The following is a 19510-nucleotide window of genomic DNA, read 5'->3' as shown; positions in this document are numbered from 1 at the left end:
TCGGCAGCTGCTACACGCGTCGCGCGCTGCAGGCTCGGCAGCTGCTACACGCGTCGTGCGCTGCTGGCTCGGCAGCTGCTACACGCGTCGCGCGCTGCTGGCTCGGCAGCTGCTACACGCGCTGCGCTAAAGGGTTGAGAATTTCAGCACGGTGGATTGCGTGTAGGTTTTGCCTGGATCAAGGCGTGTGGACGGGAAGTCTGGCTGATTCGGCGAGTCGGGATAGTGCTGAGTTTCCAGGGTAAATGCGCTCCAGTGGGCATAAGTCTTGCCGGCCTTGCCCTTCACTGTACCGTCGAGGAAGTTGCTGGTATAGAACTGCACGCCAGGCTCGGTGGTGTACAGCTGCAAGCGCCGGCCGGATTGCGGGTCGCTGACATCTGCGGCGAGTTTGCCAATGTCACCCTTGGCGTCGAGCACCCAGTTAAAATCGAAACCACCCTGTTTTGGTTCGGCAAATTTCAGCTGCGGGTGATCGGCCTTGATGTGTGTGCCGATTGCCGTGGGTTTAGTGAAGTCCATCGGTGTGCCGGCCACCGGCGCCAGTTCGCCGGTAGGGATCAATTTGCCGGTGACGGGCGTGTAACGGCTGGCGTGCAATGTAGCGACCTGCTGCAGTACATCGCCATTACCCGCGCCTGCCAGGTTGAAGTAACTGTGATTGGTCAGGTTCAGCACCGTCGGCTTGTCGGTGGACGCCTTATAATCGATGCGCAGCTCGTTGTTCTCGGTCAGGCTGTAGGTGACCTCGGTTTGCAGATTGCCGGGAAAGCCCATTTGACCGTCCGCCGACAAGTAGCTGAGGGTCACGCCAACTGAATCTTTGTCCTTGGCCGGCTGCGCTTTCCAGACGTGTTTGTCGAACCCCTGAGCGCCGCCGTGCAATGAATTCGTGCCGTCGTTGAGTGGCACCTGATAACGCTTGCCATCCAGTTCGAAGGCGCCGTTGGCCAGGCGGTTGCCAAAACGTCCGATGGTCGCGCCGAAGAACGCGGTGCCTGTCTGATAGCCGTGCACATCATCGAATCCAAGCACGACATCTTCGAGTTTGCCATTTTTGTCCGGCACTTTCAGCGACTGCAAAATGCCGCCGTAGGTGATGACGATGGCCTCCATGCCGTGGCTGTTACGCAGGATGTATTGCTCGACTGGCGTGCCATCATCGGTCTTGCCGAAAGGTTTATGTTCACTGGTCAGGCCGTTGGCCTGGGCGGAGAGAGTGGCAATCATCAGGGACAATCCTAAGCCGTAAAGCGAGGGACGAAATGGAAGCATGCTGACCATCCTTTTGTTTTTGTGATTTATTAGTCATACCAATGATCTGTGTTTTCGATCACAACTTAGATATATAGCTAATCTGGCTCCATTTTCAATTATAAAGTATTACTAATTCGTCATCGGTCGCCGCCGGATCGCGTTATGGACCGTCGGTAATGCACTTTTTCATCTTTCGCGGCTCTATCCTTGGCCAGCCTGCGGCGATCCCCACCGCCGGCCCATGCCAAGTTCATAATCCATGGTTCGAGTTTCACCTCTCCTTTCTGCGCACATTCGCCGCCTCAGTTGGTTGCTCGCCATTCTGTCGATGTTGCTCACGTCCGGCTGCAGCCATCGCGACGGCCAAGGCATCATCACTCAGTTTCGCGAAGGTAAACCCCAGGAGTTCCTGCAAACCAGCGTTGACCGCATGGCGACGCTGGCGATGCGCGATAACCTGGACAGCCTGTATTTGCTCATGAGCAAGCTGTATCTGCGTAATCCGCAAGAGTTGAAGAAGTCCGGTTTTCTCGATGCACGCACGGCGGAAAAGCAGGTTCGAATGGCCATCGAGCAGCAACAGCCGCTGCCGACCCTGGGCGGCAAAAAGGACCTGGCGGCGCTGAGTTTTGCCATGAGTCCGGAGTTTCTTGGCGATCGGGTCGGGGCGTTCATCTATGCCATCGGCAGCATGTTGGTTACCGCTCATGGCAATCGTGTCGAGTTCTATATGACTGATGCGATCAACCCGACATTCGTCAACAACGCCGCGCGCAACATTGAGAAAGCCACGTGGATTCTCAGCCAGCGGCAGAATAAGCAGGGCGAGCCGTTACTGTTTTCAAATGAGATATCGGAGGAGGGCAGCAACCTGAGTTTTGCGGTGGAATTCGGCAAGATCGTGGCGCGCCTGGATCTGCTCACGCAGATGCTGGATGAGCGTTATCGGCGGATCGGGCTGAATTATGCGCAAAGTCTGCTGTTTTTGAATTTTTTGCCGGTGCAGTGAGGGGCTTTCTTGAGTCTTCGTCAGTATTGCCCGCCCGGTTTCGCTGAATGTATTCAGTCCCCGCAGGAGCGAAGCCTGCTCGCGAAGGCGGACTTATGATTTTGCTGGATTCTTGAGGGTGGACCCGGCCCCATGGAGCTGGCGTTCTACGGAACGCAACAACCCCCGTAGCAGCTGGCGCAGCCTGCGTCAGGCTCGGACCGCGATCGGACCGCGATCGGACCGCGATCAGGGCAAGTTCGGCCCCTACAGCTTCACGCGCCCGACCCAATCAGCGAACACCGCTGTAACAAACAATAACCTCGACCTCAGAACAGCGGAATAACGATAGTCCCCATCGTTCTAAGAAGTTATAAGAAAAATCGCTATGCTGCGGGCCAGTTTTTCCCCGCAGTCTGAGTGGATGTCTTGATGGATTTGGTGAACGTCGGGTTGGTCGTGGCAGGGCTGGTGGTGGGTTTCATCGTCGGCATGACGGGTGTGGGCGGCGGTTCGCTGATGACGCCGATCCTGCTGTGGTTCGGCATTAACCCGGCGACAGCGGTCGGCACTGACTTGCTGTACGCCGCCATCACCAAATCCAGCGGCGTTCTGGTCCATCGAAAAAACAAAAACATCGACTGGGCGATCACCGGTTGGCTGACCCTCGGCAGCGTGCCGGCCGTGGCGATGACCTTATGGTTTCTGAGCACGCTGCACACGTCTCCCGATGCGATGAATGCTGTGATCAAGCAGGCACTGGGCTTCGTCCTGTTTGCGACGGCCCTGGCGATTTTTTTCAAGAAGCGTCTGCTGGACTTCGCCCATAAGCGTGCGGGCGGCCATTACAATCCGAGTGGTTCGCGCCTCAACGTGCTGACGGTCATCACCGGTCTGGTGTTGGGCACCATGGTTGCTCTGACCTCGATCGGCGCCGGCGCACTGGGCACCGTGGCGCTGTTCATCCTCTATCCGCTGCTGCCGACCCGCCGCCTGGTCGGTACGGAAATCGCTCACGCAGTGCCACTGACCCTGGTTGCCGGTCTTGGCCACGCCAGCATGGGCAACATGGATTGGCAAGTGTTGGGGTATCTGCTGATCGGCTCGCTGCCGGGCATTTATCTGGGCAGCCACCTGACCGGCCGCATCTCCGATGAAGTGTTACGTCCGTGCCTGGCAACGATGCTGGTGTTGATCGGCTACAAACTGGCGTTCTGACCGCCAGAGGCGCGCAAATCAAACCACCGGCTGTGCGCTTTAGGTGCTACGGTGAAAAGCCAGCCTTCGTCCGCCTCTCGCGAATGACCTGTCGGCATCCCCCGTGATCGACATGACAGAGGTGGCACGTGCATTCCCAATCGGCTCAAGATTACATTCACAAAACCGGGTATTGCCTCGACATATCGTCGTGACTGCGCCGCCCAAGAGCCTGCCGTTGATACTTGACGAGCTGCGCAGTGCAACCACCCGACAGCACCAGACGCTGGAAAAACGCATTCCCTTCTTCACCGACGATCTGCAGGTCTATACCCGCCTGATCATGGCCTATTACGGATTTTACCGGCCCCTGGAAGACTCGCTGTTCAAGGTCGCGATGAATATTCCAGGTCTGGACTGGCTGATTCGCAGCAAAACCCCCTCACTCGAAGCCGACCTCTACGCACTGGGGCTGGATGCACAGGCCATTGAAGCCCTCCCGCTGTGTTCCTTCCCGTCCACAATTCCCTCAGTAGCCGACGTATTGGGCGTGTTGTACGTGCTCGAAGGCGCGACGCTGGGCGGGCAATCGCTGCGCAATGGCATTTATTCGCGCCTTGGTATCGATGAACAGGGCGGCGGGCGGTTTTTTGCGGTGTATGGTGACTCGACATTGCTGATGTGGCGCGGCTTTCTCGCCTGTCTGTATGAGATGCATGAGCCCCAGGATCGCGCGCAGTCGGTGCTGGCGGCCGAGGCTACGTTCAAGGCGTTCGAAGAGTGGCTCGACCAGTGTGGGGTTTTGGTATGAGGGCTGCAGAACTCGACGCCGCGCTGGCCGACTGCGCCAACGAACCGATCCGCATTCCGGGTTCGATACAGCCCCACGGTGTGCTGTTGGCACTCAGCGCGGTCGGGCTGATCATCGAGCAGGCCAGCCGCAATTGTGCGACATTGCTCGGCCATGACGTCGCAGCTGTCCTCGCGCAACCGTTAGCCGTTTTGACGGGTGCGACTGCGGCAGAGCAGGTGCGTCAGGCGCTCTTGGTGGATGATCTGGAAGACGTCAATCCATTGTTGCTGCATATCGGCGGACAACGGTTCAACGGCGTGCTCACCCACCAGGACGGTGTGATCCTGCTTGAACTGGAGCCACTGACCGACCCTGTCGATGATGCGACCGGGCTGCTGAAAACCCTGCGGCGAATGCAGGCGGCCAGCACGCTCGATGATCTGTACCGCGTCAGTGTGGAAGAAATTCGCCGTCTGGCGGGTTTCGACCGGGTGCTCATTTACCGCTTCCAGCCGCAAGGGCACGGACAAGTTCTTGCACAAGCGCTGGGCGGACGTTTGCCCGGCTACCTCGGCCAGTGTTTCCCCGCATCGGACATTCCACCCCAGGCGCGTGAGTTGTACCGGCTGAACTGGATCCGCGTGATCCCCGATGCGAACTATGTGCCGGTACCGATTCTACCCATGCTGCGGCCAGATAACGGACAGCCTCTGGATCTCGGGTTTTCAATACTGCGCAGCGTTTCGCCGGTGCACTGCGAGTATCTGAAAAACATGGGTGTGAGCGCGTCCATGAGCCTGTCACTGCTCGAAGACGGCCAGCTCTGGGGCCTGATCACCTGCGCCCATCCGCAACCGTTGCGGGTCAGCTATCCCGTGCGGGCGATGTGCGCGGCAATCGCGCAACTGCTCAGCGTACAGATCAGCGCTTTGCAAACGCGTGACGAGCAGGCTCAACGAACGCGAAAGTCCGGATTGATCGCGGACCTGACAGCCGCCATGCAGACGGGTCAACAGGATGTGCTGGAAGGCCTGCTGGAACATTCCGACGCGCTGTTGGCGCTGACCGGGGCCAGTGGCGTGGCCGTGCTGATCGGGGATCGCCTTGAGTTGCTTGGCGAGTGCCCGTCAGTCGATCAAGTGCGTGCACTCTATCTTTGGGTCCGCGAGCAATGTCTCGAAACGGCTGCGCCGTTGGTGACCGATCACTTGCAAAGTCTGCACAGCGCCAGCGCTCATTACAGCAACGTGGCCAGCGGCTTGCTGGCGTTCGTGCTGCCAAAACCAGTGGACAACGGCGTATTGTGGTTTCGCCCGCAAGTGCGCTCGAGCATGCAATGGAGCGGCCATCCGGACGAACATTTCATTGACCAAGGGCAGGGAACCCCACGATTGCGTCCGCGCACTTCCTTTGCACTGTGGGAGCAACTGGTCGACGGCAAGGCCCTGCAGTGGACTGCCGCAGATGTTTACGCCGTGGCTGAGCTGCGCCGTCATGCAATCGAAAACGACCTGTCCCGTCAGGTGCGTCGCGAGCATGAAGCGGTGCGCGAGCGTGATGAACTGGTGGCGGTCGTCTCACACGATCTGCGCAATCCCATGACCATTATCATCATGCAGTGCGGAATGATGCAGCGCCTGGTGGCCCGGGACGAAAGTCTGGTTTCAGTACGTCTGAGCGCGGCGTTGGGGACCGTGGAAGAAGCCTCGTCACGCATGAGCAAGCTGATTGCCGACCTGCTCGACAAGTCGAAACTCGATGCCGGTCATTACGCCCTCGAATGCAAACCGCTGGACGTGGTCGATCTGCTGCAGCAAGCCTGCTCGCTGCTGGTCACGCTCACCTCGCATAAAAACATCGAACTCAACTGCACCAGCACGGCTGCGTTGTGCATCAATGCCGACCCCCAGCGACTCTTCCAGGTGTTGTCCAACCTGTTGGGCAACGCGATCAAGTTCACCCCGGCGGGCGGGCGGATTGACCTGCATGCGCGGCAGTCCGGCGACAAAGTGTTGATTTCGGTACGTGATAACGGTGGTGGAATTCTGGCCGTGCATTTGCCACACATCTTCGACCGTTACTGGTTCGTTCGTGACGGTAACATCCATGGCAGCGGGCTGGGTTTGTACATCTGTCGCAGCATCGTGCAAGCTCATGGCGGCCAACTATGGGTGGAAAGCGAGCCGGGGACGGGCAGCGTTTTTACCTTTTCAATCCCCGCATTGGTCATCGATCAAGCAATAAAAAACGGCGGATGAGTCGCGCCCGCTCAGTTGCGCAATGGGCGCGCTGACCTAAGCTTTCAGCCAGGTGAGACATAATCAAAGAGCGTTAACCGGAACGATCACCGCGATGCGCAATCATTAAAGCGTGGATATCAAAAGGAGATGCGCATGCTCAGGTCATTGACCCTGACTACCTTACTGGCTTTCGCCTGCCCTTTGCTCGCCGCCGATGGCGACTCACCGCTGGACATGGACAAGGGCCGGACGCGGCCGCTGATTGTTATTGCGCCGAGCACGGTCGACCCGGCATGGCTGAGCCTGAAAAAGGCCTTGGATGAGCCTGAAAATCGCAAAGGCTTCACTGACCGAAGCATGGTGTTGTACACCGTACTTAATCTGATGGGCCAGCGCGAAGGCAAGGACCTGGGGCCCCAGGACACGGCGGCATTGATCCGCTCGCTGAGGCTGGGAGCTGGCGCAAAGACCAAGGTCATTCTGGTGGGCAAGGACGGCGAGAAGAAACTTGAGCAGTCGGATGACATCGACCTGCAGAAGATTTTCAGCACTATCGACTCAATGCCGATGGCGGAAAAAGAAGCCGCGATGGCGGCGCCGCCGCCAGCTACCGAAGCAGCTCCGCCCCCGGCCAAGGGCGCCAACACCAAACCGGCAAAACCCGCCAAGCCACCGCAGATGCCCGACGATTAAATCGGCGGCCTACGTTCACACTGCACAGAACCCTGTAGCAGCTGCCGAGCACACGAGACTCTGTAGCATCTGCCGAGCACACGAGACTCTGTAGCAGCTGCCGAGCCTGCGAGGCTGCGTCCGGGTGCGCAGCACTCGCCAATGCATTCGCGGTTTACCCAATCTTTCATCATCGTGCCGACGGCGATCGCTGCGCGCTCGGACGCAGCCTCGCAGGCTCGGCAGCTGCTACAAGGACATTACAGGCTCGGCAGCTGCTACAGGGACATCGCAGAACTTGCAGCTGCTATTCGGATTTGGCTGGTTGCGAGAGCGTCGTCAACAGTTGAGAGGCGATTTTGATTCGCTCCGGGATGGGGAAGTTTTTGTTGGCGAGAATCACGATGCCGAGGTCTTTCGAAGGAACGAAAGCGGCGTAAGCGCCGAAGCCGCCGGTCGAACCGGTCTTGCTGTACAGTGAATGATCGGGCTGAAATTGCGGCGGGTTCAGCCACTCGACTTTGTGCGCTTGCATCGCCATTGACGTCGAATTGCCCGCCAGCAATTGCTCAAGCGTCACCGGGTACGGGTAGATCTCCCAACCCAGGCCCTGAGTCATCTCCCCGACCTTGTAGAATCCCGTCTGCGTCGTCGCAATGGCCTTTTGCATCGGCGCTTCGAGACCAGCCGGCCGCAAGTTTGCCTGAACATAACGGATCATGTCCGCCGCGCTGGTTTTGATCCCGTACGCCTGCGAATCCAGCGCGCCCGGGCCAACCCGGACTGGCTGGTTATCCTTGTTGTAGCCCTGAGCATACAAGTCCATCTGATCCGCCGGCACCTCGAGCCAGGTGTGTTTCAGACCGAGCTTGGGCAGAACGGTTTTTGTCATGGCGTCATCGAACGGCGCGCCCATGCGCTGGGCGGCCAAATAGCCGAACAGACCCAGACTCGGGTTCGAATACTGGCGATGGGTTCCCGCCGGGTAAACCGGCTGCCAGCTTTTGAAGTAACCGAACATTTTGTCTGGCGCATCTGCTTCTGCTGGAAACTGCAGCGGCAATCCCCCGGCGGAATAAGTGCCCAGCTGAAGCACACTGACGCCGTCCAAGGCGCTGTCCTGCAGCGTCGGCAGAATCTGACCGGCCTTGTCCGTCAGCGACAGTTTGCCGGTGGCCTGGGCGTAAGCGGCGAGGGTAGCGGTGAAGGTCTTGCTGAGCGAGCCGATTTCGAACAGCGTGTCTTGAGTCACTGGTTTTCCGGCTTCTGTCGAAGTCACGCCATAGCTGAAGAAGCGCGGCTGACCCTTGACGGTGATTGCGACAACGAGACCCGGAATCTGCTGCTGTCGCATCACCGGCTCGACGGCAGCGTTGACCAGGGTTTCGATGCTATCTGCCGCCATGCAGTGGCCTGCGCCGAGCAACGGCAGGAGCAAAGCGCAGAGCGCAAGTTTATTCAGTTTTTTGCCAGGCATGACCGGTCACTTTAGCGAAGTAGGGCGAAAAATCTAAGCAGTCTCCAAGGGTTTGACAACCCTGCAAGCTGACGAGTCTTTTTCCAGACATTACCGCCCGCCGCAATGCTACGATCCTGTTAGCTCTGCTCCCGGATAATCGCCATGCAAGAAGACCTCGACGCGCCTGCCCGCAAGCGCACCCACAATCTGGCCCACGACCTGGTTGCCAAACTGACCCAGAGCATCCTGCTCGGCCAGATGCAGCCCGGCGACAAGTTGCCGTCGGAAAATACCATCGTTCTGGAGCACGGGGTCAGCCGCACCGTCGTACGTGAGGCGATCTCGAAGTTGCAGGCGTCCGGGCTGGTCGAAACCCGCCATGGCATCGGCACGTTCGTGATTGAGCGGGCACCGGAACAGGGGTTGCGGCTGAGCGTCGATACTGCGCTGGGTGTGCGCGGCATTCTGGAATTGCGTATGGGCCTGGAGACTCAGGCAGCGGCTTTGGCCGCAACCCGTCGCACGGTTCAGCAAGTGCAGCAGATGCGTGAAGCGCTGGACGACTATCAACGCCTGCTCGCCAATAGCGACAGTTGCGTCGAGGCCGACAAGCGCTTCCATCTGTTGATCGCCGAAGCCACCGGCAATGTGAGCTTCAGCGAAATCATGCAGCATCTGGGCAACGCGATGATTCCGCGCACCCGGGTCAACGCGGTCGAGCGCGGCGCGGCGGATCTGACCAAGCTGGGTCAATTGGCCAATCTGGAGCACGAGGCCATTCTCAACGCAATCAAGCGCCAGGACCCGGACGCTGCGCGCGCAGCGATGTGGCTGCACCTGACCAATAGCCGCGACCGTTTTCTGGCCGATCGTGACTGACCGCTGGTCTGCTCGACTGCACCTGTCCGCTGGAGCGTTTTCCAAACGATACGGCCCAGAGTTGCTGGACCTCATGAATGAGGTGCGTCATGTCTGACGATTCCATGTTCCAGGGCGGAACGCCCAACACCAATCCCGATGATCCCCTGACCGAATCGGGTATCGATCACGATGCGCCTCCAGGCATGGATCCTTCGCACGATCCAGCTGTCACGGAACGTCCGGATGACTGGAAGGATCCGGCGGCCGGCGAGGACATGCCACCGGCCGACGAGCCTTCGCCGCTCTCCGACGACAGGCGCTGAACAAAAAACCCGGCCAGTGTGCCGGGTTTTTTGTGGGCGGCAGGTTGATCGCGTCATCGTTGTACGCGGGTGAGTTGTGCTCCCACATGCGCTGTCCGCCGCTCCAGATTCAGGGCCAGCACACTCACCAGCACGACCACCGAGCCAACCACTACCATCAGCGTCGGCTGCTCGCCCAAGGCAAACGAGGCAATGCCCATGGCAGTGGGCGGGATCAGGTACAACGTCATCGTCGCGCGGCTCAGGTCCACATGCGCCAGCACGTACGCCCAGGTCAGGTACGCCAGGGCACTGGGAAAGATGCCCAGGCCGATCACCGCCAGTTGCACATCGGGATCCGCGCTGAGTACTTCGCTCATCAGTCCGGGCAGATACACCAACAACAGCAGCGTGCCGAACCAGACCGTGTAACACACAAGCGTCAATCCGTCGTAGCGCCGCGCATGTTGCTTTTGCAGAGCAAAGTAGAAACTCCAGGACAGCGCCGCCAACAAAATCAGCCAGCCGTGAGCGCCGATACTGCCGAACCCTCGATCGCCGGCGACCACCGTGACTACGCCGAGCAAACCCAGGAGTACGCAGCCCCAGCGCCAGGAGCTGATGCTGTCCTTGAAGACGAAGCGGGCGAGCAACGTGCTGAACAGCGGCGTCGATTGCGCCAGCACGCTGGATGCACCGGCGCTGACACCTTGCTGGCCGACGTTCAGCGCCACGTGATGCAGGCTCACTGCAAAAAAACCGAGAACTATCAGCAGCGGCAGATCGCGCAGGTTTGGCAAATGTATGCCTTTTATCGTCGCCACCAAGGCCATGAATGCTGAGGCCAGCAGGAACCGTAGCAACGCCAGATGCCCTGGCTCGTACGCCTGCAAGCCGATGTGGATGCCCGTTGGAGCATAAGCCCAGCACGCCACGACAAAAGCCATGGCCAGGGTGATCCTTACGGGGGAGGCGGTGGCGGGGCGTTCAGCTTGCATGGTCGTTCACCTAAGGGCAGATGCAGGGAGTATCAGAATTCGGACCATTCGCCACAACTGACTTATACTGGCGTTATCGTTCACTATCGGTGATGTATGGAGCTGGCGCAGATTCGCATGTTCAAGACTGTGGCGGACGAGGGCAGCATCGCTCGCGCAGCGGAGCTGTTGCATTGCGTACCGTCGAATATCACCGCCCGGTTGAAATCGCTGGAGGCGGAACTGGGTGTGCCGTTGTTTCTACGCGAAGGCCGGGGACTGCGCATCAGCCCTGCAGGCCAGACGTTTCTGATCTATGCCTCGAAGATGCTTGCCTTGGCGGCGGAAGCCAAACGCGCGGTGGATCCGTCAGCCGAACCCTCCGGCCTTTTGCGCATCGGCGCCATCGAGTCCTCCGCCACCGGCCGGTTGCCGCGCCTGCTGGCGAAATTTCACCAGCGTTTCCCGGCGGTCGCCCTGGAATTGACCACCGGCGCCTGGAGCCAGCTGCTCGATGACACCCTCAATCATCGGCTCGACGGCGCGATTGTCGCGGTCGACGTCGAGCGCTCCCGACTCAGGCGCACACCGATGTACCGCGAAGACCTGCTGCTGATTGCCTCGACATCCATGGGGCCGTTACGCGATGTCGCCGATTTGCAGGACAAGACCGTGTTCATGTGGCCCGTCGGTTGCCCGTACCGCGCGGCGCTCGAGCATTGGTTATCAGGTCAGAGGCAAGCACTGCCGATTGTCAGCCTGGCCAGTTACGGCGCAATCGTAGGGTGCGTCAGTGCCGGCGCCGGCGTTGCGCTGGTGCCTAAAGGCGTGTTCGATCAATACGCCAAGGGTGCCGGTTGTGCAGGTTACGAATTTGCCGAGCTGACCGCCATCGACAACCTGTTTTACTGGCATGAAAACGCCGGAGTGCACCCGGCGCGAGAGGCGTTTGTGGCGATGTTGCGTGAGGAGTTTGCGTAACTGGTGCGCAAGTTCCCAAAGAATGCTGCCTTTGTACACGTGCCCTGCGCGGGGTTTGTCGTTATGGATCTATGCTTGATAACAAACGGATGGCACTCGCGCGCACCGTGGCGGACTAAGCATCAGGTCGCGCAACGCGACCCTGCGGACTGACATGGATTGGACATGAACGAAAAGACATTACAGAACAAATCGCTGGTGATTCTGCTGTCCCTGGTGACCATCGCCTTCATCTGGATTTTGCTGCCATTTTACGGCGCGGTCTTCTGGGCGGTGATTCTAGGGATTGTGTTTGCGCCGATGCAGCGCCGGATGCAACTGCGATTCGGCTGGCAACGCAACATCACCTCGCTGCTGACCTTGAGCATCTGCCTGGTGATCGCGATTCTGCCAGTCATTATCATCAGCGGTTTGCTGGTTCAAGAAGGCGCGATTTTCTATCAGAACGTCGAGAGCGGCAAACTGGACATCGCTGGTTACGTGGCGCAATTCAAGCAGAGTCTGCCCGTATATTTTCAGCATCAGCTGGATCGCTTCGGCATGGGCGAGCTGAACGGACTGCGCGAGAAAATCATCAAAAGTGCAATGCAGGGCGGGCAGGTATTGGCCACTCAGGCGTTCAGTTTTGGCCAAGGCACATTCGAGTTCATTATCAGTTTTTTCATCATGCTGTACTTGCTGTTTTTCTTCCTGCGTGATGGTCCCGAGCTGGCGCGCAAAGTTCGCGCCGCCGTACCTTTGCAGGAAAACCAGAAACGTCGTCTGCAGCTCAAGTTCAACCGGGTAGTGCGCGCGACCATCAAGGGCAACCTGCTGGTAGCCGTCACGCAGGGCGCGTTGGGCGGTTTCATTTTCTGGTTTCTCGACATCCCGAGCGCGTTGCTCTGGGCGGTGATGATGGCGTTTCTGTCACTGCTGCCAGCAGTGGGGGCGGGTATTGTCTGGGCACCCGTGGCCGTGTATTTCCTGCTCAGCGGGATGATCTGGCAAGGCACTGTGCTGGCCTTGTTTGGTGTATTCGTGATCGGCCTCGTGGACAACGTGCTGCGCCCGATCCTGGTGGGTAAGGACACCAAGATGCCGGACTACATGGTGTTGATCTCGACCCTGGGAGGCATGGCGGTGTTTGGTCTCAACGGCTTTGTTATCGGGCCGCTGATCGCCGCACTGTTCTTGTCGAGTTGGGCGATCTTCAGCGAAACCAAACCACGGGTACAGTTGCCTTCCTAAGCGCAGAACCGGCTCTGTCCAATGCGCTGGGACAGGGCCTGAGCGGCGGGCAGCGACGTAAGCGGGCCACTGATTGGCTCGCCGTCCTGCATCAGGTACCAACAGGCGAGCAAGCCCAGCTCCCTGAGTTGAGCGGGTACTGCGCTGCCGATAACGGACATGATCTGAACCTGGGACATGGGTAACCTCCAATCAATCTATGGGGCTACCTTACGGATCCGGCGCGGGTACGAACAATCAACGCTTTCGATAGTCGTCATTGACGCAAGCGAGGCTTGACGGATTCAGTCAACCACCAGGTCAAGCATATGAACAACTTCCTGCTCGCTGAGCAGACCTTTGCGCACCAGGTTTTCTGCCAGCAGCGAAAGCATTTTGGCGTTGCGATGCCCTTCGAGGTGCTTGAGTTCGGTCAGTACGTTGTAGACCTTGGCTGAGGTGCACAGGCCGATGGTGCGGTGGGGGTTTTGTGTAGGCATTGAGCTCGTCCTTGTTTTTATCGACGTGTTTTGACGGACTGATCCAGATTGCGGATTTGTTGTGACATAAATATGACCTTTTTTGGCGGCGCAGGTTATTTGATCGGATCTTGCCAGATGCATTGGCGAAGGCTGTTCCGGTTGCGACGTTGAGGGTTTTCTTAGAGACGGCGTCGACTTCGGAACGCGGAGCGTCCTTGGCGGCATTCCCTCGCGGGCGTGGGAACGATCAGCAGAGGGGCGAGCCTTAGCGAGCCACCGTACGTCAGAGTCGCTTGCGCTTGGTTACTTTGTGCCGGGCCGCGCAGGCTTTTCCGGTAACCCGCTGTAATAGCGGAACCAATAGCAGCCCTGATCGCAACAACGGATATGTACACCTTCAAAATCCACCTCACCCGCACACCGCCACCGCGAGCAAGTTCAGCACCTACAGGTGTGCCGCACGAAGGGTGAAACCGTTAGCGGCCGGACTACCAGCGGCCATGCCCGTGCGGCGGACCGTAATAGCCACGGGGAGGCCCGTAATACCCCCGAGGTGGCCCGTAGTAAACCGGTGGCGGCCCGTAATAGACCGGTTGCTGCACATAGACCGGCGCCGGCTGGTAATAAACCGGCGGCGGCTGTTGCACATACACCGGCTGCGGCTGAGCATATACCGGCTGTTGCACGTAAACCGGTTGCTGAACATACACCGGCCGGTTGCTGTTGATAATGGCCGAACCGACAATCGCCGAGCCGACAATCGCACCAAATACGGCCGGACCTTGCCAGCCGTGACCGCCACCAGCCTCGGCCTGCCCCGCGACAGCAAGCACGCCAATCAGCAAAGCCACTGTGGGCATTCTACGGATCATGATATTTCCTCGATTCTTCGCCCCGGCGCTTGCGTCTGCACTAGACCCAAGGATCGTCGCGGGGATACTTCTTAAGACAGCGGTTTTGCAAAATTCAGCACAGCCGCCGGGTAAATTTTGTGTAAGGTCTGTACCGGTTTCTTTACCGTCGTGCAGTGCCCGCAGGCGTACGCCGATATGATCGATCTGAGCGCGATGGACTGGCTAATCCCGTCCATCGGAAAGTGCAATTTGAAGGAGCTTCACATGCAGATGAACCCCAACAAAGACACCCAGCTGTGCATGTCCCTGTCGGGACGTCCCGGGAATTTTGGTCTGCGTTTTCATAATCATCTTTATGAACAGTTGGGTCTGAATTTTTACTACAAGGCTTTTCGCAGTCAGGACCTACCGGGTGCCGTCGGCGGTATTCGCGCGCTGGGTATTCGCGGCTGCGGTGTGTCGATGCCGTTCAAGGAAGCCAGCATTGCCCTGGTAGACGAACTGGACGCGTCGGCGGCGGCCATTCAATCGATCAATACCATCGTCAACACCGGTGGTCACCTCAAAGCCTACAACACCGATTACATCGCCATCGCACAGTTACTGAACACGCATAAGGTGCCGAAGGCATCGACATTTGCATTGCGCGGCAGTGGCGGTATGGCCAAGGCCGTGGCCAGCGCCTTGCGTGATGGCGGTTACGGCAATGGAACGATCGTGGCCCGAAACCAGCAGGCCGGTCGTGCACTGGCGCAATCGCTGGGCTATGAGTGGCAAGCGGAACTGGACGCGCTGCGGCCACAGATGCTGATCAACGTCACGCCGATCGGCATGACCGGTGGCCCTGAAGCAGATCAATTAGCCTTCGATGCCGAGACCATTGCCGCTGCGCAAACAGTCTTCGATGTGGTGGCAATCCCCTCGGAAACCCCGCTTATCGTGCAGGGCCGTGCGCAAGGCAAACAGATTATAACGGGGCTGGAAGTCATTGCGATCCAGGCACTCGAGCAGTTCGTCCTGTATACCGGCGTGCGCCCGACGGACGAGCAGTTTCAGAAAGCGGTGGCATTCGCTCGGGCGTGAACATTGAGCGGGTGGTGGCTGGGCTGGCGTCTTCGCGAGCAGGCTCGCTCCCACACTGGAGAAAATTCACCGCAGGTGTCGCGCCCAACATCAATCCCTCGTGGAAGCGAGCAGGCTCGCTCCCACACTGGAGAAAATTCACCGCAGGTGTCGCGCCCAACATCAATCCCTCGTGGAAGCGAGCAGGCTCGCTCCCACACTGGGGAAAATTCACCGCAGGTGTCGCGCCCAACACAATCCCTTGTGGGAGCGAGCCTGCTCGCGATGCGCGGGTGCATCCTGACCTGCGGGCGCTGATTCACCGCTATCGCGAGCAAGCTATGCTGCTACACCGTAGGCGAACACCTGCGTTCCCCAACAACCGTGATCGAGACTTTTCTCATGCATCCACCGATTCTCAATCTGGATCAGGTCGAACTGGAATCACTGCCTGAAGCGTTGGCCCCCACGGGTGAAACCGCCGGACGCTATCAACAGCGATTTGCGCGTGTGGGCCAGCAGCTCGGTGCGCAGAAGCTGGGATATCGCTTGTATGTGCTGGAACCGGGCATGCGTGGCAGTCCCTTCCATAGCCATCGGGTCAACGAGGAAATGTTTTACATCGTCGCCGGGGAAGGGCACATCCGCCTGGGTCGCGAGCGATTTTCGATCCGCGCGGGCGACGTGATCGCTTGCCCGTCAGGCGATCAGGAGGCGGCGCATCAGATCATCAACACCAGCGCCGGCGAGTTGCGTTATCTGGCGGTCAGCACCCAGCAGTCGCCGGAAATCTGCGAGTACCCCGATTCCGGTAAATACGCTGTAATGGACAATTTCAAGATCGACGCCGACGGCAACGCCACAGGCTTCGCCGCCATCGCCCGCCCAGCCGACGGCATCGATTATTGGGACGGCGAGTAAGGCACCGCGGCCACACCGATTCCGGTAGCAGCTACCCAGCGCCAAGCCAAGAACTCCGTAGCAGCTGCCGAGCCCGCGCGCCTGCGTCCAGCCAAGAACTCTGTAGCAGCTGCCGAGCCCGCGAGGCTGCGTCAAGCCAAGAACTCCGTAGCAGCTGCCGAGCCTGCGCGCCTGCGTCCAGCCAAGAACTCTGTAGCAGCTGCCGAGCCCGCGCGCCTGCGTCCGCCTGCGCAGCAGTCGTGAAAAATAGGTGCCTCGATCCATCAGGCGTCCTGCGTCAGCGGACGACGACTGCTGCGCACTCGGACGCAGCCTCGCGGGCTCGGCAGCTGCTACAGGGACTGAGTGAGTGCTTACTCCAGTTGGGACAGGCGTTCTTCCAGCGCTGCAATTCGCGCTTCGAGCTCTTCGATACGCTCGACTGAAACGCCGCTGCCGCCACTGCGCTCCGCTGGATTGTGTCGCGCGGCGAGAATTGTTTCGATATCCGCCGGATCCCCCAGCGCATGCATGTAGCGATCTTCGCGTTGCCCGGACTGACGTGGAATCAACAACGCCAACCCGCGAGCGATAAGACGTTCCAGCTGATGCACTACCTGTTCGGCGTCTTCGAACTCATGCATGCGGCCGCTGCGGGTCAACAGTTCGTTGACCGTTTGCGGACCGCGCAAGAACAGCAACCCGGTCAGAATCACCTGCGCCGGAACCAGTTCCAGCGCCTTGTCGACCTTGTGCTCCCAGCGGTCGGCGCGGCTGCCCATCACCAGTTTGGTGAAGCCGCGTCCTTCAAGAGCGCGCAGGCTCTGCCCAACCTGACCCTGGGTCAGGTTCATCACCGGTTCGCGACTGGTTTTCTGATTGCAGGCGATCACCAAGGCATTAAGGGTCAGTGGATAGGTTTCCGGGCTAGTGGCCTGTTTTTCGATCAACGAACCGAGAATGCGGATTTCGGTGCTGTTGAGCCGGGGCTCTTCGAAGGTGGTTTGTTGCTCAGTGCTCATCGCGCTTTCCCTATGCCGTTGATGCTTGCAGTCGAAGCCGTCTAGCGTAATCCTTGCTGGATAAAAGACAAGCCGCAGGAGCGCCGAGCATGGCTATAATCGGCCCACTTTAACCTCCTGTCACAACACGAGACTGCCATGACCATTTCCCTGTACGACGCCTCCGTTCCGGTTTTCAAGCAAATGCTCAACGCCCTGAGCGATGTGCTGAACAAAGCCGAAGCCCACGCCACGGCGAAAAACATCGACCCGAACGCTTTCCTGCAGGCACGTCTGTACCCGGACATGTTCCCGCTGGTGCGTCAGGTGCAGATCGCCGTTGATTTCGCCAAGGGCGTATCCTCGCGTCTGGCCGAGCTGGAAGTGCCGAAGTACGAAGACACCGAAACCACTTTCGCCGAACTGCAGGCACTGATCAGCAAGGTGTTGGCCTACATCGGCGAAATCAAGCCGGAGCAGATCAACGGCCAGGAAGGCATCGAGATCGTTACCCGCCCAGGCACGCCGAAAGAAAAGCGCTTCACCGGTCAGGCTTACCTGCTGAGCTACGGCCTGCCGCAGTTTTTCTTCCACGTCACCACCACCTATGCGCTGCTGCGTCATAACGGTGTGGAAGTGGGCAAGCGCGATTACATGGGCGCGTTCTAAACCGCCGGCTACAAAAAAGCCCGCCAAGGTTCACGCCTTGGCGGGCTTTCTTTTGATGATCTAAAAGATCGTCGGCCTCCGTCCCCGTAGCAGCTGTCGAGTGAAACGAGGCTGCGATCTCTCTAGCTTCACGCCATCCGCGCAGCTTTCTCTTCTTCTCCAAGGCACGCCGCCGCCGTAAACAGCACGTCGGTGGACGAGTTCAGCGCCGTCTCGGCCGAATCCTGCAACACACCGATGATGAAGCCCACCGCAACCACCTGCATGGCGATCTCGCTGGGGATCCCGAAGAGGCTGCACGCCAGCGGAATCAGCAACAGCGAACCACCTGCCACGCCCGACGCGCCACAGGCGCAGATCGCGGCAACAACGCTCAGCAGGATCGCCGTTGGAATGTCCACCGCAATGCCGAGCGTATGCACGGCAGCCAGGGTCAGTACGGTGATGGTGATCGCCGCGCCGGCCATGTTGATCGTGGCGCCCAGCGGGATCGACACCGAGTAAGTATCCTCATGCAGGCCCAGGCGCTTGCTCAATTCCAGGTTGACCGGAATATTCGCCGCCGAGCTGCGGGTGAAAAAAGCGGTGATGCCACTTTCGCGCAAGCAAGTGAGGACCAGTGGATACGGGTTGCGACGCAGTTTCCAGAACACGATCAACGGGTTCATCACCAGCGCCACGAACAACATGCAGCCGAGCAACACGGCCAGCAGGTGCGCGTAGCCGAGCAGCGCGCCGAAACCGGAAGTGGCGAGGGTCGAGGCAACCAGACCGAAGATCCCCAGCGGCGCGAAACGGATCACCAGGCGCACGATCAGCGTGACGCCGTTGGACAAGTCGCCGAGCACTTCACGGGTGGTTTCGCCGGCATGCCGAATCGCAATGCCCATGCCGATCGCCCACGCCAGGATGCCGATGAAGTTGGCATTCATCAACGCGCTGACCGGGTTATCCACAACGCTCAGCAACAAACTCTGCAGCACTTCACTGATGCCGCCCGGCGCCGTCACCGCGACGTCATGGGTGGCGAGCACCAGATTCGAAGGGAACATCATACTTGCAACCACCGCCACCACTGCCGCGGCAAAAGTGCCCAGCAGATAAAGGAACAAAATCGGCCGGATGTGAGTTTCCTGACCGTGCTTATGGTTGGCGATCGATGCCATGACCAGCACAAACACCAGAATCGGCGCGACCGCTTTCAGGGCCGAAACGAAGACCTTGCCGATAAACGCAGTGGATTTGGCCATCTCGGGCGCAAGCAGTGCAAGGACGATACCGGCGATCAGGCCGATGACGATTTGCGTCACCAGGCTCAAGCGTTTCAAACGGTTTAAAAGTGAAGGGGATGGGGCAGTCATAAAACGGCATCTCTGATTTTATTAGGTGCGCGGGCGGCGTGACGGTATCAGGCCAACGCTGGCGAATAGGGTGGGTATCGCAGGCCGCGGACTTTATCACAGCGTCGTCTTTTTCCTTCAGGCCTGTGACGAACTGTCGCCCGTGTGTTCAACGTGATCGACAGGTTCGTGCAACCGCGCGCGGAAACACTCTGTTAACATTACGCATCCTTCTTTCATGTTCCGCCAGTGGGCCTTCGGGCAAT

Annotated in this window: 20 protein-coding genes; 12 read left to right on the top strand and 8 right to left on the bottom strand. The window is 59.1% G+C overall.

The window, feature by feature from the left end:
- Window positions 1-126 precede the first annotated feature (126 nt).
- Window positions 127-1275 carry an aldose epimerase family protein gene (locus F8N12_RS13825; protein ID WP_150580917.1) on the bottom strand — a complete coding sequence of 383 codons (1149 nt, stop codon included), beginning with the start codon at window positions 1273-1275 and terminating at the stop codon, window positions 127-129.
- 241 nt (window positions 1276-1516) lie between these two features.
- Here F8N12_RS13825 and F8N12_RS13820 point away from each other — a divergent pair, with 241 nt between their 5' ends.
- From F8N12_RS13820 to F8N12_RS13800, 5 genes are all read left to right on the top strand, one after another.
- Window positions 1517-2266, top strand: coding sequence for a hypothetical protein (locus F8N12_RS13820; protein WP_150580916.1), 750 nt, complete (start codon window positions 1517-1519; stop codon window positions 2264-2266).
- Between the two features lie 411 nt (window positions 2267-2677).
- Window positions 2678-3463 carry a sulfite exporter TauE/SafE family protein gene (locus tag F8N12_RS13815; protein WP_028624626.1) on the top strand — a complete coding sequence of 262 codons (786 nt, stop codon included), beginning with the start codon at window positions 2678-2680 and terminating at the stop codon, window positions 3461-3463.
- A gap of 190 nt (window positions 3464-3653) precedes the next feature.
- A complete protein-coding gene (locus F8N12_RS13810) occupies window positions 3654-4253 on the top strand; it encodes a biliverdin-producing heme oxygenase (protein ID WP_224787704.1) in 600 nt (199 codons plus the stop codon).
- Window positions 4250-6493 (top strand): ATP-binding protein, encoded by a 2244-nt coding sequence (locus F8N12_RS13805; protein WP_150580914.1) that lies wholly within the window; start codon window positions 4250-4252, stop codon window positions 6491-6493. The genes F8N12_RS13810 and F8N12_RS13805 overlap by 4 nt, the downstream gene beginning before the upstream one ends.
- Before the next feature lie 135 nt (window positions 6494-6628).
- A complete protein-coding gene (locus F8N12_RS13800; RefSeq protein WP_150580913.1) occupies window positions 6629-7168 on the top strand; it encodes a DUF4174 domain-containing protein in 540 nt (179 codons plus the stop codon).
- 286 nt (window positions 7169-7454) lie between these two features.
- Here the strand turns inward: F8N12_RS13800 and ampC are convergent, their stop codons facing one another.
- The gene (gene ampC / locus F8N12_RS13795) at window positions 7455-8624 is read right to left on the bottom strand and encodes a class C beta-lactamase (RefSeq protein ID WP_150580912.1); all 1170 of its coding nucleotides are present in this window, start codon (window positions 8622-8624) and stop codon (window positions 7455-7457) included.
- 144 nt (window positions 8625-8768) lie between these two features.
- Between ampC and F8N12_RS13790 the strand changes: the two genes are divergently transcribed.
- Window positions 8769-9485, top strand: coding sequence for a FadR/GntR family transcriptional regulator (locus tag F8N12_RS13790; protein WP_150580911.1), 717 nt, complete (start codon window positions 8769-8771; stop codon window positions 9483-9485).
- 89 nt (window positions 9486-9574) lie between these two features.
- Window positions 9575-9790 carry a hypothetical protein gene (locus F8N12_RS13785; protein ID WP_150580910.1) on the top strand — a complete coding sequence of 72 codons (216 nt, stop codon included), beginning with the start codon at window positions 9575-9577 and terminating at the stop codon, window positions 9788-9790.
- A gap of 53 nt (window positions 9791-9843) precedes the next feature.
- Here the strand turns inward: F8N12_RS13785 and F8N12_RS13780 are convergent, their stop codons facing one another.
- Complete coding sequence (locus tag F8N12_RS13780) at window positions 9844-10767, bottom strand: DMT family transporter (RefSeq protein WP_150580909.1); 924 nt, start codon at window positions 10765-10767, stop codon at window positions 9844-9846.
- A gap of 96 nt (window positions 10768-10863) precedes the next feature.
- Between F8N12_RS13780 and F8N12_RS13775 the strand changes: the two genes are divergently transcribed.
- Entirely contained in the window at window positions 10864-11727 is an 864-nt protein-coding gene (locus F8N12_RS13775) for a LysR family transcriptional regulator (protein ID WP_150580908.1), read from the top strand.
- Between the two features lie 165 nt (window positions 11728-11892).
- Window positions 11893-12957 (top strand): AI-2E family transporter, encoded by a 1065-nt coding sequence (locus F8N12_RS13770; protein ID WP_150580907.1) that lies wholly within the window; start codon window positions 11893-11895, stop codon window positions 12955-12957.
- Here F8N12_RS13770 and F8N12_RS13765 read toward each other — a convergent pair.
- The 3 genes from F8N12_RS13765 to F8N12_RS13755 all read right to left on the bottom strand — a co-directional run bounded on the left by F8N12_RS13765 (window position 12954) and on the right by F8N12_RS13755 (window position 14290).
- Entirely contained in the window at window positions 12954-13136 is a 183-nt protein-coding gene (locus F8N12_RS13765) for a hypothetical protein (RefSeq protein ID WP_150580906.1), read from the bottom strand. The genes F8N12_RS13770 and F8N12_RS13765 overlap by 4 nt on opposite strands.
- A 105-nt stretch (window positions 13137-13241) precedes the next feature.
- Window positions 13242-13436, bottom strand: a complete 195-nt coding sequence (locus tag F8N12_RS13760; protein ID WP_150580905.1) for a hypothetical protein — start codon at window positions 13434-13436, stop codon at window positions 13242-13244.
- 470 nt (window positions 13437-13906) lie between these two features.
- A complete protein-coding gene (locus F8N12_RS13755; RefSeq protein WP_150580904.1) occupies window positions 13907-14290 on the bottom strand; it encodes a hypothetical protein in 384 nt (127 codons plus the stop codon).
- A 246-nt stretch (window positions 14291-14536) separates the two neighbouring features.
- On the opposite strand from F8N12_RS13755, the gene F8N12_RS13750 reads away from it, so the two are divergent.
- Both F8N12_RS13750 and F8N12_RS13745 read left to right on the top strand, forming a co-directional pair.
- Window positions 14537-15355, top strand: coding sequence for a shikimate 5-dehydrogenase (locus F8N12_RS13750; protein ID WP_150580903.1), 819 nt, complete (start codon window positions 14537-14539; stop codon window positions 15353-15355).
- A 381-nt stretch (window positions 15356-15736) separates the two neighbouring features.
- On the top strand, window positions 15737-16255 hold the full coding sequence (locus F8N12_RS13745) for a cupin domain-containing protein (RefSeq protein WP_150580902.1): 519 nt from the start codon (window positions 15737-15739) through the stop codon (window positions 16253-16255).
- 353 nt (window positions 16256-16608) lie between these two features.
- On the opposite strand, the gene F8N12_RS13740 is transcribed toward F8N12_RS13745, so the two are convergent.
- The gene (locus F8N12_RS13740; protein ID WP_150580901.1) at window positions 16609-17256 is read right to left on the bottom strand and encodes a YceH family protein; all 648 of its coding nucleotides are present in this window, start codon (window positions 17254-17256) and stop codon (window positions 16609-16611) included.
- Between the two features lie 138 nt (window positions 17257-17394).
- Between F8N12_RS13740 and F8N12_RS13735 the strand changes: the two genes are divergently transcribed.
- Window positions 17395-17904, top strand: coding sequence for a DUF1993 family protein (locus tag F8N12_RS13735; protein ID WP_150580900.1), 510 nt, complete (start codon window positions 17395-17397; stop codon window positions 17902-17904).
- A gap of 128 nt (window positions 17905-18032) precedes the next feature.
- On the opposite strand, the gene sstT is transcribed toward F8N12_RS13735, so the two are convergent.
- Window positions 18033-19265, bottom strand: coding sequence for a serine/threonine transporter SstT (gene sstT / locus F8N12_RS13730; RefSeq protein ID WP_150580899.1), 1233 nt, complete (start codon window positions 19263-19265; stop codon window positions 18033-18035).
- Window positions 19266-19510 lie beyond the last annotated feature (245 nt).

It is taken from the genome of Pseudomonas fluorescens, from assembly GCF_902497625.1.
GTDB lineage: Bacteria > Pseudomonadota > Gammaproteobacteria > Pseudomonadales > Pseudomonadaceae > Aquipseudomonas > Aquipseudomonas fluorescens_BQ.
This window is presented reverse-complemented; position numbering and strand designations above follow the sequence as displayed.

What these genes read in the sequence shown, in the direction of transcription:
- F8N12_RS13780 (WP_150580909.1), bottom strand. Translation starts at nt 10,767, where the DNA reads ATGCAAGCTGAACGCCCCGCCACCGCCTCCCCCGTAAGGATCACCCTG.
- F8N12_RS13800 (WP_150580913.1), top strand. Translation starts at nt 6,629, where the DNA reads ATGCTCAGGTCATTGACCCTGACTACCTTACTGGCTTTCGCCTGCCCT.
- F8N12_RS13805 (WP_150580914.1), top strand. Translation starts at nt 4,250, where the DNA reads ATGAGGGCTGCAGAACTCGACGCCGCGCTGGCCGACTGCGCCAACGAA.
- F8N12_RS13750 (WP_150580903.1), top strand. Translation starts at nt 14,537, where the DNA reads ATGCAGATGAACCCCAACAAAGACACCCAGCTGTGCATGTCCCTGTCG.
- sstT (WP_150580899.1), bottom strand. Translation starts at nt 19,265, where the DNA reads ATGACTGCCCCATCCCCTTCACTTTTAAACCGTTTGAAACGCTTGAGC.
- F8N12_RS13745 (WP_150580902.1), top strand. Translation starts at nt 15,737, where the DNA reads ATGCATCCACCGATTCTCAATCTGGATCAGGTCGAACTGGAATCACTG.
- F8N12_RS13765 (WP_150580906.1), bottom strand. Translation starts at nt 13,136, where the DNA reads ATGTCCCAGGTTCAGATCATGTCCGTTATCGGCAGCGCAGTACCCGCT.
- F8N12_RS13760 (WP_150580905.1), bottom strand. Translation starts at nt 13,436, where the DNA reads ATGCCTACACAAAACCCCCACCGCACCATCGGCCTGTGCACCTCAGCC.
- F8N12_RS13740 (WP_150580901.1), bottom strand. Translation starts at nt 17,256, where the DNA reads ATGAGCACTGAGCAACAAACCACCTTCGAAGAGCCCCGGCTCAACAGC.
- ampC (WP_150580912.1), bottom strand. Translation starts at nt 8,624, where the DNA reads ATGCCTGGCAAAAAACTGAATAAACTTGCGCTCTGCGCTTTGCTCCTG.
- F8N12_RS13820 (WP_150580916.1), top strand. Translation starts at nt 1,517, where the DNA reads ATGGTTCGAGTTTCACCTCTCCTTTCTGCGCACATTCGCCGCCTCAGT.
- F8N12_RS13755 (WP_150580904.1), bottom strand. Translation starts at nt 14,290, where the DNA reads ATGATCCGTAGAATGCCCACAGTGGCTTTGCTGATTGGCGTGCTTGCT.
- F8N12_RS13790 (WP_150580911.1), top strand. Translation starts at nt 8,769, where the DNA reads ATGCAAGAAGACCTCGACGCGCCTGCCCGCAAGCGCACCCACAATCTG.
- F8N12_RS13785 (WP_150580910.1), top strand. Translation starts at nt 9,575, where the DNA reads ATGTCTGACGATTCCATGTTCCAGGGCGGAACGCCCAACACCAATCCC.
- F8N12_RS13775 (WP_150580908.1), top strand. Translation starts at nt 10,864, where the DNA reads ATGGAGCTGGCGCAGATTCGCATGTTCAAGACTGTGGCGGACGAGGGC.
- F8N12_RS13735 (WP_150580900.1), top strand. Translation starts at nt 17,395, where the DNA reads ATGACCATTTCCCTGTACGACGCCTCCGTTCCGGTTTTCAAGCAAATG.
- F8N12_RS13770 (WP_150580907.1), top strand. Translation starts at nt 11,893, where the DNA reads ATGAACGAAAAGACATTACAGAACAAATCGCTGGTGATTCTGCTGTCC.
- F8N12_RS13825 (WP_150580917.1), bottom strand. Translation starts at nt 1,275, where the DNA reads ATGCTTCCATTTCGTCCCTCGCTTTACGGCTTAGGATTGTCCCTGATG.
- F8N12_RS13815 (WP_028624626.1), top strand. Translation starts at nt 2,678, where the DNA reads ATGGATTTGGTGAACGTCGGGTTGGTCGTGGCAGGGCTGGTGGTGGGT.